The 15569-nt window shown below is 58.7% G+C and carries 15 protein-coding genes; 8 read left to right on the top strand and 7 right to left on the bottom strand.

Going from position 1 to position 15569, the window contains the following annotated elements:
- Positions 1 to 58: 58 nt before the first annotated feature.
- Positions 59 to 355, bottom strand: coding sequence for a cupin domain-containing protein (locus HX875_RS00110; protein ID WP_177040685.1), 297 nt, complete (start codon positions 353 to 355; stop codon positions 59 to 61).
- A gap of 64 nt (positions 356 to 419) precedes the next feature.
- Positions 420 to 704, bottom strand: coding sequence for a putative quinol monooxygenase (locus HX875_RS00105; RefSeq protein WP_177040683.1), 285 nt, complete (start codon positions 702 to 704; stop codon positions 420 to 422).
- Positions 705 to 889: 185 nt separating this feature from the next.
- Between HX875_RS00105 and HX875_RS00100 the strand changes: the two genes are divergently transcribed.
- Genes HX875_RS00100 through HX875_RS00085 form a run of 4 tightly spaced genes read left to right on the top strand, consistent with a single transcriptional unit; the run spans position 890 to position 5287 of the window.
- Entirely contained in the window at positions 890 to 1264 is a 375-nt protein-coding gene (locus tag HX875_RS00100) for a GtrA family protein (RefSeq protein WP_177040681.1), read from the top strand.
- Entirely contained in the window at positions 1261 to 2223 is a 963-nt protein-coding gene (locus tag HX875_RS00095; RefSeq protein WP_177040679.1) for a glycosyltransferase family 2 protein, read from the top strand. Before HX875_RS00100 ends, HX875_RS00095 begins: the two co-directional genes overlap by 4 nt.
- Positions 2220 to 3779 (top strand): glycosyltransferase family 39 protein, encoded by a 1560-nt coding sequence (locus HX875_RS00090; protein WP_177040677.1) that lies wholly within the window; start codon positions 2220 to 2222, stop codon positions 3777 to 3779. Before HX875_RS00095 ends, HX875_RS00090 begins: the two co-directional genes overlap by 4 nt.
- A complete protein-coding gene (locus HX875_RS00085; protein ID WP_177040675.1) occupies positions 3776 to 5287 on the top strand; it encodes a glucosyltransferase domain-containing protein in 1512 nt (503 codons plus the stop codon). The genes HX875_RS00090 and HX875_RS00085 overlap by 4 nt, the downstream gene beginning before the upstream one ends.
- Here HX875_RS00085 and HX875_RS00080 read toward each other — a convergent pair.
- Positions 5284 to 6903, bottom strand: coding sequence for an FMN-binding glutamate synthase family protein (locus HX875_RS00080; RefSeq protein WP_177040673.1), 1620 nt, complete (start codon positions 6901 to 6903; stop codon positions 5284 to 5286). The two genes, HX875_RS00085 and HX875_RS00080, sit on opposite strands and share 4 nt — an antisense overlap.
- Before the next feature lie 201 nt (positions 6904 to 7104).
- Here HX875_RS00080 and HX875_RS00075 point away from each other — a divergent pair, with 201 nt between their 5' ends.
- Positions 7105 to 7749 (top strand): hypothetical protein, encoded by a 645-nt coding sequence (locus HX875_RS00075; RefSeq protein WP_177040671.1) that lies wholly within the window; start codon positions 7105 to 7107, stop codon positions 7747 to 7749.
- On the opposite strand, the gene HX875_RS00070 is transcribed toward HX875_RS00075, so the two are convergent.
- Positions 7697 to 8461 (bottom strand): helix-turn-helix transcriptional regulator, encoded by a 765-nt coding sequence (locus HX875_RS00070; RefSeq protein WP_177040669.1) that lies wholly within the window; start codon positions 8459 to 8461, stop codon positions 7697 to 7699. The two genes, HX875_RS00075 and HX875_RS00070, sit on opposite strands and share 53 nt — an antisense overlap.
- A gap of 94 nt (positions 8462 to 8555) precedes the next feature.
- Between HX875_RS00070 and HX875_RS00065 the strand changes: the two genes are divergently transcribed.
- From HX875_RS00065 to HX875_RS00055, 3 genes are all read left to right on the top strand, one after another.
- Entirely contained in the window at positions 8556 to 9377 is an 822-nt protein-coding gene (locus tag HX875_RS00065) for a carbon-nitrogen hydrolase family protein (RefSeq protein WP_177040667.1), read from the top strand.
- 277 nt (positions 9378 to 9654) lie between these two features.
- Entirely contained in the window at positions 9655 to 10980 is a 1326-nt protein-coding gene (locus HX875_RS00060) for an APC family permease (RefSeq protein WP_177040665.1), read from the top strand.
- A 100-nt stretch (positions 10981 to 11080) separates the two neighbouring features.
- Positions 11081 to 11353 (top strand): type B 50S ribosomal protein L31, encoded by a 273-nt coding sequence (locus HX875_RS00055; protein WP_177040663.1) that lies wholly within the window; start codon positions 11081 to 11083, stop codon positions 11351 to 11353.
- A 25-nt stretch (positions 11354 to 11378) separates the two neighbouring features.
- Here HX875_RS00055 and HX875_RS00050 read toward each other — a convergent pair whose 3' ends face one another.
- Genes HX875_RS00050 through HX875_RS00040 form a run of 3 tightly spaced genes read right to left on the bottom strand, consistent with a single transcriptional unit; the run spans position 11379 to position 15516 of the window.
- Complete coding sequence (locus tag HX875_RS00050) at positions 11379 to 12785, bottom strand: ATP-binding protein (protein ID WP_177040662.1); 1407 nt, start codon at positions 12783 to 12785, stop codon at positions 11379 to 11381.
- Positions 12786 to 12787: 2 nt separating this feature from the next.
- Positions 12788 to 14590 carry a DAHL domain-containing protein gene (locus HX875_RS00045; RefSeq protein ID WP_177040660.1) on the bottom strand — a complete coding sequence of 601 codons (1803 nt, stop codon included), beginning with the start codon at positions 14588 to 14590 and terminating at the stop codon, positions 12788 to 12790.
- Entirely contained in the window at positions 14587 to 15516 is a 930-nt protein-coding gene (locus tag HX875_RS00040; RefSeq protein WP_256348005.1) for a cytochrome-c peroxidase, read from the bottom strand. Before HX875_RS00040 ends, HX875_RS00045 begins: the two co-directional genes overlap by 4 nt.
- Positions 15517 to 15569: the final 53 nt, after the last annotated feature.

Below are 15569 nucleotides of genomic sequence, written 5' to 3'. Positions count from 1 at the left end.
CGGTATTTGTAAGCAATTGCAAAGGCGGGGTATTTACAGAATGTCTCACTGATGTTGATTAAACATCGATGATCACCAGGGTGCCATGGCTGCCAGCGAGCACAGCGTGGGCGATGCCGGCTTCCACCAGGTACATCTGGCCGGCGCCCACGTCGATAGCCTCCTCACCGATGGACAGGCGCAAATGCCCGTCGATCACCAGCAGGCCTTCGTTGTAGTCGTGGGTTTCTTCTTCGTAGGCCTGCGCGTCCATGCGCAACACCTTGATCCGCGCCGGGCCGACCTGGCCCAGGCGGGTAGATTTCCAGGTGTCAGGCAGTTGTGCAGCGAGGGCGGTGAAATCCAGTAACGGCATGGTGAAGCTCCTTGTTTCTGCGATGCCGTTCGGTGGTCCGGTTCAGCGGGAAAGGGTCAGGTTTTCAGAACGCATCCATCAACAACACCCGGCAGTGTTTGGCCTGGTATTCGTTGATCTGCGGCACCAGCCGGGTGAAGTGTTCCGTCTGGCAGTGCGTATCCAGCGCGGCCTGGTCGGGCCATTGCTCGACAAAGATGAAGTGCCCCGGGTCTTTCTGGTCGATGAACAGATCGTAGGCGATACACAGCGGTTCCTGGCGAGTTTTCTCCACCAGTTCGGCGTACCACGGGCGCACGGTGTCGAGGTGTTCGGGTTTGATGAAGTCTTCGGCGATTACTTTCAACATGGGGTCAGTCCTTTGCACGACTCGCTGCCCGGCGGGCGGGAGGAAGGCTGCACAGTTCAACGTGTTTAAGGCGGGCAGACAACCCTACCGTGCGTCGTAAAGTGGGTACTACCTGTTATTTCTGACAGTAGACGCCGTGTACAACACGTGGCTTGCTGAACACCACCATCACGGGTGGCACTGGCATGCACAGAGTCTGGAAGGGATTTTCCACCTACACCTTGGTGGGTATCGCCAATACCCTGATTCATTGGCAGCTGTTTTTTGTGTTTCGCAGCTTCTTTGAACTCAACCAGGCGCTGAGCAACTTGCTGGCTTTCTGCGCGGCGGCCTCTTTTTCTTTCTACGCCAACGCAATGTACACCTTCGTCGCCGAGGCCACGCTGGGGCGTTATCTGCTGTTCATGGGGTTCATGGGCGCTCTGAGTCTGGCCGTGGGCTGGCTGGCGGACCTGTGGCGCCTGCCTGGCCTGGTGACGCTGGTGAGCTTTTCGTTGTTGAGCCTGTTCTGTGGCTTTCTGTTTTCCAAGTGTGTGGTGTTTCGTGGGGGTGGCTCATGAAACTCTCTCTGATCGTGCCGGTGTTCAATGAGGAACAGGCGCTCGGCCGGTTTTACCGGGCAGTGCGCGAGGAGCCCGGGTTGCAGGCTCACTGCGTCGAGATCGTGTTTATCAACGATGGCAGCAGCGACCGCACTGCCGAGTATGCCCGGGCCATCGCCCTGGCAGACCGCCATGTGGTACTGATCAACTTTTCGCGCAATTTCGGCAAGGAGCCGGCGCTCTTTGCCGGGCTCGAATATGCCAGCGGCGAGGCGGTGATTCCCATGGACGTGGACCTGCAGGATCCGGTGGCGGTGATCCCGCGTCTGATCCTCGAATGGCAACACGGCGCGCAGGTGGTGCTGGCCAAGCGGCGGGACCGTTCGAGCGACAGCTACTTCAAACGCCAGAGTGCCTCGTTGTTTTATCGCCTGCTCAACCACATCGCCAACCCGCATATCGAGGAAAACGTCGGCGACTTTCGCCTGCTGGACCGCAAGGTGGTGGACGTGCTCAAGACCCTTCCGGAACAGCAGCTGTTTATGAAGGGCGTGTTGTCCTGGGCCGGTTTTAACACGGTGATCGTTGAGTATGACCGGGCCAGGCGCAGTGCCGGCAAAGGCAAGTTCAGCGCCTGGAAATTGTGGAACCTGGCGCTGGAGGGCATTACGTCGTTCAGCACCTTGCCGTTGCGCCTGTGGAGTTACATCGGCTGCTGTATCTCATTGCTGGCGTTGCTGTATGCGGGCTACATGGTGCTGGACAAGATTTTCTGGGGTAACGAAGTACCCGGGTATCCCTCATTGATGACGGCGATCCTGTTTTTGGGTGGGGTGCAACTGATCGGGATCGGGATCCTGGGCGAGTATGTGGGGCGGATTTATATGGAGTCCAAGCACCGGCCCAGGTATGTGATCGCCAGCAAAATAGTTGCCGGTGAAGTACAGAATCAACCGGCCTCCATGGAGAAAGCATGAGCTCTGTGGCTAGCGAACGGGCGAGAGTATTGGCTTACGGGTTGATCCTGATCGTCGGCGGGTGGGCTCGATTTCACCATATCGATACGGCCGGGGGCTGGAGTGACGAGGCTTTCAGTATTTTGTTGAGCGTTAAATCCCCTACCGAAATTATGTTCCATACGACCCGGGATGTGCATCCGCCGCTCTATTATTGGCTGCTGCACGGGTGGATGCAGGTCATGGGCGATAGCGTGCTGGCCGCCCGGGCACTGAGTGCCTTGTTCGGTATGGTAACCGTGGTATTGGGGATGTGGTTAATGAGCCGGATCAGTCGCTGGCCCACGGTGATTGTCGGTGGTTTTCTGCTGGCGCTGTCGCCCTTTGCGGTCCGTTACAGTCAGGAAGTTCGCATGTACGCGTTGCACGGTGCATTGATGCTCGGGGCAACAATTGCACTGGTCTATTGGCTGGAAAACCCCGGCAACCGACGGCCTTTGTTTCTCTATTGTCTGCTGATGGTTGCTGGGTTCTATACCCATTACTTCACAGGTGTATGCGTCATCTCACACTGGCTGTACCTGTTGTGGTTGTCGAAGGCGCGCAGCGGTGGGCAAAACGTTTTGAGGCTACCCGCCTGGTGGGGTGCCAACGTCGCTATTGTGGTGATGTTCATACCGTGGGTTCCTCATCTTTGGCATCAAATAAAGTACTCAGGGTTTAACTGGATCCAGCAGCCAAGTATCAAGGACGTGGTCAGCGTTTTCTGGCAGTTTCTAAACTTCAGTGACGGCCTGGCGATGCCGGTGTGGGCATTCTATGGCGTGCCGGTTGTGTTGCTCATGGTGTCGGTGATGATTGTCGTGAGGGACGACAGTGCCCGGCGATGGCATGCGTTGCTGGTTATTTATGCCTGGGCGCCGCCAGTGGTGGTGGTGCTGGTTTCCTGCTTTTACCCATTGTTTGTTCCGCACTATTTTTTGTTTTGTTCACTGGCCTTCCCGATGATCGTTGCGGTGGCGGCAAGCCAGCTATGGGCACGCAGCAAAATAGTGGGGTTTGGCTTGTTGACCGGCGTGACGATTCTGCAAGCCGGTGGCTTGGGAATCATCTACGCCAAACAACCGCAAGATGTATTTGAATTCAGTCAGTTTGACCGAGTGGCAGGCTATATCAGCGTCTCTTTGCGAGCAGGCGATAGCGTATTGGTGCTGGATAGTTTCATGTATTTGCCAATGCTCTATTACCTGAAAAATGAGACCGTCCCCCTGTATTACACACCGTTGAACAGCGACGGCACATCGGCACGCCCTGATGGGTATCAAACATGGACGCTTGTTAACGATAAGGCGGAACAGGTTTATCTGGACGGCGTTGCGTCACTCGCACCCGTGTCGGGGCGGGTCTGGCTGGTGGGTGATGTGGAGGCTGATACGTTGCACTTCAAGTTGCCCGACAGTTGGCGCCTGCTGCAGGGTTTTAGCGCGGGAATTGCAAGGGTTCAACTATTCGCTATTTGCCCCCGCAATGACAGCGTGGATGAGCAAGCGCTGAAAAACAGAGGGTGTGAAGAATGAGTATTGACACGACGGAAGCGTCTCGGATGTTTTTCCGCGACTGGTCAAAAAGAGAGGCGCTTGCGTTTTTTTTGATCGTTTCCATCGTGTATGTATTTCCACTGATCCTGGCGGATTACCCCTACGTGGATGACATCTATCGTGCAGTAGACGGTGACGTGGACTGGATCAAGGAAGGGCGGTTTTTGATGCCTTTTTTTTACAATTTTCTATCGTTTACAGGGGGCATACCCGACTCCTTTCCTCTGGCTCTGCTGATAGCGACAGCCATCATGGCATTCGCGCTGCAGAGTTTGATGCTGCACTATTTTCAACGTGCCAATTTTTTCTGTGCGGTTGTAGTGCTTCCTTTATTTTTTAATCCTTTCTTTTTGTCTAACCTCACCTATCACTATGACGGGCCGGTAGCGACGTTAGGGATCGCCGCCTTGATATTCTCAGTGACCTTCAACTCGCCATATCGATGGGTGAATTGGACGGTTCCGGCGCTGCTGGTATGGATCGCTCTGGCTATTTATCAGCCGTTGATGAATGTGTTTTTCGCACTATGCGCTATTGAACTGTATAAAGGCCTTGTCAATAGAAAAACACTTTCCGAACTGGGTTTGTTTGTTTTTGTCAAGTGTGCCCAAGTGGTAGTTGCCCTGGTTGTTTATATGGGAGTGGTGTCACCCTTCCTGTCCCGAAGCAGGCAGGGTGTAGTCGCTTTTGATTCAAGTTGGATTTCTCGGGTGCTGACCCGCTTTCAACATATCGAGGCGTCATTGAGCCCGCTGTACACGGGTGATAGCCGGTGGTTTTTCATCTTGATGATGGTGCTGGCGGGCATGGGATATATAGGAGGCGGTTTGTCGGTGTTGAAATACAGAGATGGCGTAGGGGTAAAAGGCCTTGTGGGAGGGATTTATTTGTCGGTGCCGTTGTTGTTGGTCACCTGTATCCCGGGTGTTATGGTGCTGTTCAGCTTTGAGCAAAGCGACTCAAGGTTGATGTTGGCGGTTGGGCCTTTATTTACGTTTATATTGTTGTTGGTTTATTGGTTGTTGAGAAAGTTGCCTCGCTACTTTATGTGGGTTCTTGTATTGCCACTCATTTTTGCAATGAATTTTTCCTATAGTTATGGGCGAGTGTTGAGCGCAAAAAAAGAACTGGATATCAGTCTGGTCAATAGCGTGGTCGCCAGTATTAATGCGCATGCGCAGCTCAAAAATATAAAGAGTTTCTATTTTTCGATTGATGAAAGTGAACTCTGGCTACCCGCTGCGCAAGGAGCGCTCTCGGTAACTCCCGTCATGTCGTATGTGTTATCGGCGAACTTTCTGTTGCTGCCCTATTCGATGATTCGTGCCGGAATTCCCAATGTGGGATGGCAAGATAAAACCCACCCTGTAGCGGCCATCGTGCAAAGTGATATTTCGCCTGTAGTCGACACTCGGTTTTATTCGATTTATATGTTCCATGACGATGGTTATATCGTCATGAAACACATGCCTCCAAGCGGCTCTTAAGCCGCCGCAATTTCATTGGGCTCAAAACTGTCCGCCCGCGCCATCTGCCACATGCGCGAATAGAACTCGCCATTCACCTCGCCGGTCAGCAGTTCCCCAGGCTTGAGGAACACATGCAGCTGCGAGAACAGCTTGATCTCGGTGGCCGACATGCGCCGCACCAGGTGCTTGGCCGACAGTTGCGAGGGGTGATCGAGGCCGGCCGCGGCGAGCATTTCGGCCAGGGCCTTCAGGGTGTTGCGGTGGAAGTTGAACACCCGCTGGGCCTTGTCCGGCACCACCAGCGCGCGTTGGCGCAACGGGTCCTGGGTGGCCACGCCGGTGGGGCATTTGTTGGTGTGGCAGCTTTGCGACTGGATGCAGCCGATGGCGAACATGAAGCCCCGCGCCGAGTTGGCCCAGTCGGCGCCGATGGCCAGGACGCTGGCGATGTCGAACGCGCTGACGATCTTGCCGCTGGCGCCGAGCTTGATCTTGTCCCGCAGGTTCAGGCCCACCAGGGTGTTGTGCACGAACAACAGGCCTTCACGCAGGGGCACGCCGATGTGGTCGGTGAACTCCACGGGCGCCGCGCCGGTGCCGCCTTCCTTGCCGTCCACCACGATAAAGTCCGGGAGGATGCCGGTTTCGAGCATGGCCTTGGCGATGCCCATGAATTCCCACGGGTGGCCCAGGCAGAACTTGAAGCCCACCGGCTTGCCGCCCGACAGTTCACGCAATTGGGCGATGAACTGCATCATTTCGATGGGGGTGGAAAACGCGCTGTGGCGCGACGGCGAGATGCAGTCTTCGCCCATCATGATGCCGCGGGTATCCGCGATTTCCTGGGTGACTTTGTGCTTGGGCAGGATCCCGCCATGGCCCGGCTTGGCGCCCTGGCTCATCTTGATTTCGATCATCCGCACTTGCGGGTTCTGCGCCTGTGCGGCGAAGCGTTCCGGGTCGAACAGGCCGGTGCTGGTGCGGCAGCCGAAGTAGCCGCTGCCCAGTTCCCAGGTCAGGTCGCCGCCGTTTTCCCGGTGGTAGGGGCTGATGCTGCCTTCGCCGGTGTCGTGGGCGAAGTTGCCCAGCTTGGCACCCTGGTTGAGGGCGCGAATCGCGTTGGCGCTCAACGAGCCGAAGCTCATGGCCGAGATGTTGAACACCGAGGCCGAGTACGGTTGCTTGCACTGCGGGCCGCCGACGATCACGCGAAACGCGCTGGGGTCGCTCAACGGCGCGGGGCGCATGGAGTGGCCGATAAACTCAAAGCCCGACTGGTACACGTCGATCAGGGTGCCGAAGGGTTTGTCGGCGCTTTCATTCTTGGCGCGCGAATAGACCAGCGAGCGCTGGGCGCGGGAGAAGGGCAGGGCGTCGCTGTCGGACTCCAGCAGGTACTGGCGGACTTCCGGGCGGATGGCCTCCACCAGGTAACGGATATTGCCCAGGATCGGGTAGTTGCGGCGTACCGCGTGAGGGCTTTGCAGCAGGTCGAAAATGCCGATCAGGCTAAGGATGCCGGTCACCACGGCAATCGGCCACACCCACTCGTGTTCGATAAACGGCATGCTGGCGAGGGTGAAAATGACGCAGACGGCAAAGAACGCGTAACGGCTTAGTAACGACAGGCTCATACGGTTTTTCCTCAGGTTCAACTCTACAGGTCGATCCGCCATTCTGCGCCTGTCCTCAAAGCCCGGACAAGGATTGACCGCTCTGGTGCGCATTTATTGGCCACTGTGCTGCCTGTTTGTGGGAACTCTTCTGCGGGCGATTGCCACTATGGACGCAGGACGCGAATCCCGTATGTCAACTTCTGCCATGAGTGAATTGTTATGACTGTCAGTGCCTCAATTGCCCCTGATCGCTATTTGTCACCGTCTCTGCCTCAACAAACGGCGCTTTCAAAAAACGATCGAGTGAGCGCGAACGATCTGACACCGCAGCACGAAGTAACACCCCAAGCGGATGACCCGACGCAGGAGCGGCGTGAGCGTCATGCAGAGGCGGTGTACGACAACCCTGTCGTCAGGTTTCTGCTGAGCCAGAAGGGCGCCGAACGTCAGGAGGCCGATGCGCCGCACTCGGGCGCCGAGGTGAGACCTGAGGATGCTCGGAAGAACATGACGCAGAACATCGCCGGTGCCGTCGGCAACAAAACATGGATGTTCCCCGGCCTCAGCAACATGGCCCTGGGTGTAGAAAAGTCGGATGGCAGCGCCGTCGGCATGATGGCCGGTGCAAAAACCGGGCTGGAGAAAACCCTGAACGACGGCCTGGAAACGTCGATCCGTGGCGCCGCCCAGGGGAGCCTGATGTCAATCTTCAAAGGCTATGCCGAGGCCGTCGCCAAAAATGAAGCCACACCGGCGTTCGTCAAGGAAGTTGTAATCAAACTCCTGGACTGGTTGAGCTCCTGGGGCCGATTCAGCTCGTCTGAGCCTGCAGGAAAATCGAGAACAGCTCCGACTGGGATTTGATTCCCAGCTTGCTGTACATGTGCTTTTTGTGAACCTTCACGGTCTCCACCGAGATTTCCAGCTTGCGTGCAATTTCCTTGCTGGAACAGCCACTGAGCATCAAGCGCCCCACATCCAGCTCGCGTGCGGTTAACTGTGCGCCCCAGTCATCGTTCTGAATCGGTGCCTGCGGGGCGCTCACCTGGTTGAGTTCATGGGGCAGGCGCTGGCGCAGCAAGCTCAATACCCACGGCTGGATCAGCGACAGCAGGGCAATCTGCTGCGGCTCAAAACGCTGCCTGGAGCCCAGGGACAGGCATAAGGTTCGCCCGTCGGGCTGCTGGCAATTGAACTGGATTTCATCGGCCACCACGTTCAGCCGGAAGTAGCGCTGGTAATACTCGGTCAGCTCGAAATGCTCCGGCGCCACTTCGGCCAGGCGGAACAGCCCGGTGCGCGAGTGTTCGCGGCTGGCGATGTAGAAGGGGTCGAGCAGGTACAGGCCGTTGAGGTAATCCTGGAACAGATGGTCGGGCTCGCCGTCCTGGCCCGGGCATTCGGCGAACACCAAAGGCTTGTGTTCGCTGCTGAACAGCAACACCACCCAACTGTCGAACGGCACGTACTGGTCCAGCAACCGCACCAATTGCGTCCAGAAATTGGGCTGGTCCAAGGCGTCTATCATTTGCCCCACCGAACGGTGCCAGGCGATGTCTTCCAGCGACAATGTCATGCATCTACCCCCATAGGGTTAACCCGGCTGCGTGATTTCCCGAGTGGTTGCGGCCTGCGCATACTGCGCCACAGATAAAACAACAGGACACACCATGAAGGTCGAATTTGCCCAGCTGGCCGGCCGCGATAACGGCACAGCTTACAACCTTGAGCGCGCTTTGGCGGCGATTGCTGCGTGTGCGGCGGATACCCAACTGGTCGTCTTTCCGGAAACCCACCTGATGGGCTTCCCCTCCGCCGCTACCGTGGCGGACGTCGCCGAGCCGGTGGACGGCCCGACCGTCCAGGCGATTATCCAGGCTGCGCGAGCGCGCAACATCGCCGTGGTGATCGGCATGGCCGAGAACGACGCGGGCCGATTTTATAACACCACCTTGCTGATCACCCCGGACGGCATCGCCCTGCGTTATCGCAAGACCCACCTGTGGGCCTCGGACCGCGGCGTGTTCGCCCCGGGCGACCGCTACGCCACCTGCGTGTGGAACGGCGTGCGCGTGGGCCTGCTGATCTGCTACGACATCGAATTCCCGGAAACCGCCCGCGCCCTGGCGCAGTTGGGCGCTGAAGTGTTGATCGTCACCAACGGCAACATGGACCCGTACGGCCCCACCCACCGCACCGCGATCATGGCCCGCGCCCAGGAAAACCAGGCGTTTGCGCTGATGGTCAACCGGGTAGAAGAGGGCGACGACGGCCTGATGTTCGCCGGTGGCAGTGCGCTGGTGGACCCGTTGGGCACCTTGCTGTTTGAAGCCGGGCGCGACGAAGGGCAGTTCAGCGTTGAACTGGATCTTGGGCAACTGGCGGCGGCGCGACAGGACTATCGCTACCTGGACGACCAGCGTTTGAAATTGCCGGGGGAGGTGATTGAGCGCGCAGACGGTGTGCGGGAGTTGTTGATCCCCAAAGCCTGAGACCGATCTTGTGGCAAGGATGCTGTTGTGGTGAGGGAGCTGCTGTGGCGAGGGAGCTTGCTCCCGCTGGTCTGCGCAGCGGCCCCAAAATCTTAGGGCCGCTTCGCGCCCCAGCGGGAGCAAGCTCCCTCGCCACAGCAGCTCCCTCGCCACAAAAGCTGTAATCACCACAAAATTTTTACCCATTCAAAAAACTGCTTCAACCATAAAAATTATTGCTCGTGCTGCACCGACTTCAGTTCTGCCATAACTCTAATAATTGCGCGGAGAATCGCTCATGGCTCGTTTGCAACGCACCCTGTCGTTAGGGTCGGTGGTGCTGTTTGGCATCGCCTATATGACACCGATCATTGTCCTGGGTACCTTCGGTATCCTGGCGCAATCCACCGCCGGCATGGTCCCGGCCGCTTACCTGGCCGCCCTGGTGGCGATGTTCTTTACCGCCATGAGCTACGGCCGCATGGCCTCGGCCTTCCCGGTGGCCGGTTCCGCCTACAGCTATGTGCGCAAGGCCATCAGCCCCAAGCTGGGGTTTATCGCCGGTTGGGCGGTGTTGCTCGACTACCTGTTCCTGCCCATGGCCATCTGGCTGATCGGTGCGGCCTACCTGCATTCGGCCTTCCCGTCGGTGCCGCAATGGGTCTGGGTCCTGGCGTTTATCGGGGTCACCAGCGTGATCAATATCATCGGCTTGAAACTCGCCAACGGCATCAACGCCTTGCTGATGCTGGTGCAGTTCCTGGTGCTGGTGGCGTTTGTCGCGCTGTGCATCCACTACATCGGCGGTGACGCCAGCAAGCCGCTGTGGACCATCACCCCGTTCTTCAACGGCCAGATGCAAATGCCGCTGATCATGAGCGGCGCGGCGATCGCCTGTTACTCGTTCCTGGGCTTTGACGCCGTCAGCACCCTGACCGAGGAAACCCGCGACCCACGCCGCACCATTCCCCGGGCGATCATGTTGATCACCCTGATCGGCGGGTTGATCTTCGTCGGTGTGTCGTACTTCGTGCAGATCGCCCATCCATCGTTCGAGTTCACCGACGTGGACTCCGCCGCCTATGAGATTGCCCGCAACATTGGCGGCGACCTGTTTGTGTCGATCTTCCTGATCGGCCTGATCGTCGGCCAGTTCGCCTCGGGGCTCTCGGCCCAGGCCAGCGGTTCGCGCTTGCTGTTTGCGATGGGGCGCGACGGGGTGTTGCCCAAGTCGTTCTTCGGCACCTTGCATGCGCGCTTCGGCACGCCGGTCAACAGTATCCTGCTGTGCGCGGTAGTCGCTTTGCTGGCCCTGAAGCTGGACGTCACCACCTCCACTTCGTTCATCAACTTCGGCGCGTTCCTGGCCTTCAGCCTGGTGAACCTGTCGGTGATCTTTCACTACTGGATCGGCGCCAAGCAGCGCGGGCTGCGGGAGCTGGTGCTGTTCCTGGTGTTCCCGACCATCGGCCTGCTGGCGGATGTGTGGTTGATGGTCAGCCTCGATCACCTGGCGATTTACCTGGGCCTGAGCTGGTTGGCGATTGGCCTGGTGTACCTGGGTTTCCTGACCCGGGGCTTTTCGCAGCAGCCACCGGAGATGGACTTCCAGGAAGCTGCATAGAAGGTCGAGGTCTATTCTTATTGCAATCGGTTCTCGTTTGGGTGCATGATTCGTGTTACTGTATAACACTAATTGATCACCCAGACGCCCCGGAGGCCTTATGAAACCTGGTATCCACCCCGACTACCGCACCGTGTTGTTCCACGACACCGCCGCCGATGTGTTCTTCCTGATCGGTTCCACCGTGGATACCGACCGCACGCAAAAGCACAGCGACGGCAACACCTACCCTTACGTGCTGCTCGACGTGTCCAGCGCCTCGCACCCGGTGTATACCGGCCAGCAGCGCAAGACCCAGTCCGAAGGCCGCATCGCCGGCTTCAACAAGCGGTTTGCGTCGTTCGGTTCGAGCCCGAAGAACGCCCAAGCCTGAGCCTGTCCCCTGTAGAGGCCTGCCTCTACAGGGGATCTGCCGTCTGGCGGATCGGCAACACCACTCGAAACGTGGTGCCCTTGCCCACTTCGCTGCTCACGGAAATCGTCCCGTGATGCTTCTTCACAATCCCGTACGACAGTGACAGGCCCAGGCCCGTGCCTTCGCCCACCGGCTTGGTGGTGAAGAACGGATCAAAGATTTTCTGCACACTCTGCGGCGCGATCCCGCAGCCGGTGTCCGCCACTTCCAGCCACACCTTGTCGCCCTCCACGCCGTTGCTGAGGGTGATGGTGCCGCGCTCCGGGCCCATGGCCTGGGCGGCGTTGATCACCAGGTTCATCACCACCTGATTGAGCTGCGAGGCCAGGCATTCAATGTCCGGCAGCACCTGGAAGTGCTTGACCACGTCGGCCTTGTACTTGAGTTCGCTGGCGACGATGTTCAGGGTCGAGTCGATGCCCTGTTGCAGGTTTGCCCACTGCCATTGCTCGTCGTTGTCGACCCGCGAGAAATCCTTCAGGTCCTTGACGATGCGGGCCACGCGACCAATGCCGTCCTTGGATTCGTGGATCAGGATCGGGATGTCTTCCTTGAGAAACGCCAGGTCCATGGCCTTGCGCAGGCTTTGCAATTGCGTCAGGCATTCGCCGGGCGCGAGGGCTTCTTCGGCCTGCCGATAGGCGTCGAGCATCTGCTGCAACTGTTTGAAGTAGCCGTCCAGGGTGCTCAGGTTGGAGGAGATGAATCCCACCGGGTTGTTGATTTCATGGGCCACGCCCGCCGCGAGTTGGCCCAGGGACGCGAGTTTTTCCGACTGCACCAATTGGCTTTCCAGTTGCTTGCGCTCATCGATCTCCAGTTGCAGCGCCTGGCTGGTCAAGGTCAATGCCTCGGTGCGCTGTTCCACCAGGAGCTCCAGATGACTGGTTTGCAGGGACGCGCGCCGGGCCATGTCCCATTTGGCGGCCAGGGTGTTGGCCATCTGTTGGACTTCGATGTTGTCGAAGGGCTTTTTCAGGATCAGCAGCCGGTCGTGGGCCTGCAGGCGAAACAGCAGTTCTTCCCAGGAGTAATCGGAGTAGGCGGTGCACACCACCACTTGCAAGTGCGGGTCGACTTTCCAGAGTTCTTCGATGGTTTGCGCGCCATCCCAACCCTGGGGCATGCGCATGTCAACAAAGGCCAGGGCGTAGGGGCGCTGTTGCTGCATGGCCTGGCACAGCAGCTCCAGCCCTTCCTGGCCACCGTAGGCCGAATTCAGCTCGAAGGCCTGGGCCTGGGGTTTGGCGCTGTCGCCGAACAGCGCGGTTTCCATCTCATCCAGTTCCAGGTTCGCGTCCACGGGCGGCATCAGGATTTTGCGAAAGTCCTGGTGAATCGACGGGGTGTCATCGATCAATAAAATTCGCCGGTTCGGTGGTTTGTTCATGCTCAGTTCCGTGCGGGATCAAGGGGGATGTGCAGGGTGAACAACGCGCCTTTGCCCGGGCCATCGCTGTGGGCGCTCAGGCGGCCCTTCATTTCCAGGGCGGCCAGGGCGCAGCTGTGAAGGCCAAAGCCGTGGCCTTCCTTGCGGGTGGTAAAACCGTGGGTGAAGATTCTTGTCATGTTTTCTGCCGGTATGCCTTCGCCCTCGTCCTTGACGCTGATCTGCAAGGTGCCGTCATCCAGCGGCAGTACCGTCAGGGTCATTTGCCGGGTACGGTCGGTGAGGTTGGACATGGCGTACTTGGCGTTGCTGATCAGGTTGACCAGGATCAGCAGCAATCGATGCTTGTCGGCCATGATCTCGGGTACCTCGTGGTAGTCCTTGACCACCGTCACATGGTGGCGGCTCAGGGCCCCGGAGTTCATGCGCAGGGCATCTTCCATCAAGGCGCTGATATGCACCGGCTCCAGCAGGGTGGATGCGCCGGCGTAGGACTGTTGGGTGGACACAATATCCTTGATGTGGTCGACGCTTTTGCTCAGTTGCGCCAGTTCCTCGGTGAGGCCCTGCTGTTCAGTGGCGATGGCCTCGACCAGTTGGTTCAGGTAACCGGGCAGCAACTTGCCCTTTTCATCCTCGGTGAGGAAGGTGCCCAGGTCATGGCGATGTTCATTGAATAACTGCATGGCCTTGCCCAGCCCCAGAGCCTTGCTGGTGCGCAGCTTGCGCGCCACCAGCTCGGCGGAAATGTTCACGCTGTTGAGCACGTTGCCGACGTTGTGCAGCACGTTGGTCGCGATCTCCGCCATGCCGGCCTGGCGGGCGCTGTCCATGAGTTCGCCCTGGGCATCCTTGAGTTCCCGGGTGCGTTCTTCAACGCGCTGCTCAAGGCTTTCGTTGACCACATGCAAGGCCCGGTTGACCCGGTTGATCTCGGCGAAACTGCGCAACAGGCGGATCGCCAGGTACAGCAGCAGCGCCACCAGCAAGGTCGAAAACACCAGCAGGTAGCGATGGTATTTCTGGTCGAGCAGGTCGGCCGCCGACTGGTCCTGGTTGAGCTGGTTGGTCAGGTCGTCCAGGCGTTCGGCCAGCGGCACGGCGGCGATGCGTTCGAGCAGGTCGTTGACCACCGGCTGTTCCCGCAGGATCAGCGAGATGTGATTGCTGAGAATCTCCACCGGCACCTGGAACGACTCGGGCAGGCTCAGCTTGTTGATCGCCAGTTTATTCAGGCCCACCAGAATGTCAGCGGCCTTGTCGTCGCTGGTCACCTGGGCGAATTCGAGGCTGCTGAGCAGCAGGTCGTAGGTGTCGGTGGCGATGCTTTGCTGCAGCAGTTTGTCGGCGTCGGTGAGCGCCAGGAACTGCGCCTGTATGTCGTCTTCGGCGTTGGGCAGGAAGGCCAGGGAGTTGCGCAGTACCGCATTGTGGGACTTGAACCGGTCCACCAGCCGGGCCTTTTCCTGAATCGCCTGGCGATAGGCTTCCTGGCTGGCTTGCCAGAGGGCCGGCTCTTCGTGAGGGTTTTGCGACTCGCGGCGTTCAAGACGGGACCACAGGCTGTTCATCTCGCTGAGGGGCGCGACCAGCGGGTCGTAGTTGTGGGTCAGGGCAATCCTGGCCTTGAGCACTTCACTGTCCCACTGTGCGTTCAATTGCTTGATCTGGCGGATCAGGTCGCGGGACTCGGTGTAGGTGGTCTGGTCACTCGACGACTTGAGGTACAGGAATACCAGGATCGAGGCGAGTATCAGGGTCATGGCGCTGAGCATGAACTGGGTGGCGCGGCGTGAGAGCTTCATAGGGGCTTGCCTGCCCATTCGCCGGTCAGGGTCTTCAGGAACAGCACGATCAGGGTCTTGTCTTCAGTCGAGGGAACGCGCCCCAGCTGGTACTTGAACATCACGTCGACGGCGTCTTCGAGGGTCTTGGCCGAGGCGTCGTGAAAGTACGGCGCGGTGACTGCCACATTGCGCAGGCTGGGCACCTTGAACACGTTGCGGTCTTCCTCGTCCCTGGTCACGAGGTAGCGCCCCAGGTCGGCTTCGGTGGGGTTGCCGCGGGCCTTGAAGTAATCGCCCATCACGCCGAACTTCTGGTACATGTTGCCGCCGATATTGGTGCCCTGATGGCAGGCAATGCAGCCGTATTCCTTGAAGCGCTGATAGCCGTATTTTTCCTGGAGGGTGAGGATGTCGGTGTCGCCTTGCAGGTATTGGTCGAAGCGTGAGTTGGGGGTGAGCAGGGTGCGCTCATAGGTGGCCAGGGCATTTTGCACGTTGGCGGGCGTGATGCCGTCGGGGTAGATCTGCCGGAACGTGGCCTGGTAGTGGGGCAGTGCCGACAGGCTCCGGATCACGGTTTTCCAGTCGTTGCCCATCTCCATGGGGCTGGTGACCACCTGTTCGACCTGTGCCTGCAGTGTGTCGACCCGGGCGTTCCAGAACTGTTTGAAGTTCAGGCTGGCGTTGAACACGGTGGGGGTATTGAGCGTCACCGGCTTGCCGTCGAAACCCAGGGAGAAGGCCCGGTTGTCGGCACCGCCGTTTTGCAGGTCATGGCAACTGGCGCAGGACTTGGTGTTATTGACCGACAGTTGTGTCTCATTGAACAACTGGCGCCCCAACTCCACTGTTGCCGGATCCAGTTGCGGTATCGGCGGCAGAGGTTTGAGCGGTTCATCCAGCGGCGCAGCCATCACCGGCAGGCAGGTCGCCAGCCACAGCATGATGACAAGCCCGGGCGCCCGTGAAGAGCGGTGAACGTAGCGTGGCATGGCGT

The organism is Pseudomonas yamanorum, from assembly GCF_013386765.1.
Lineage (GTDB): Bacteria > Pseudomonadota > Gammaproteobacteria > Pseudomonadales > Pseudomonadaceae > Aquipseudomonas > Aquipseudomonas yamanorum_A.
This window is presented reverse-complemented; position numbering and strand designations above follow the sequence as displayed.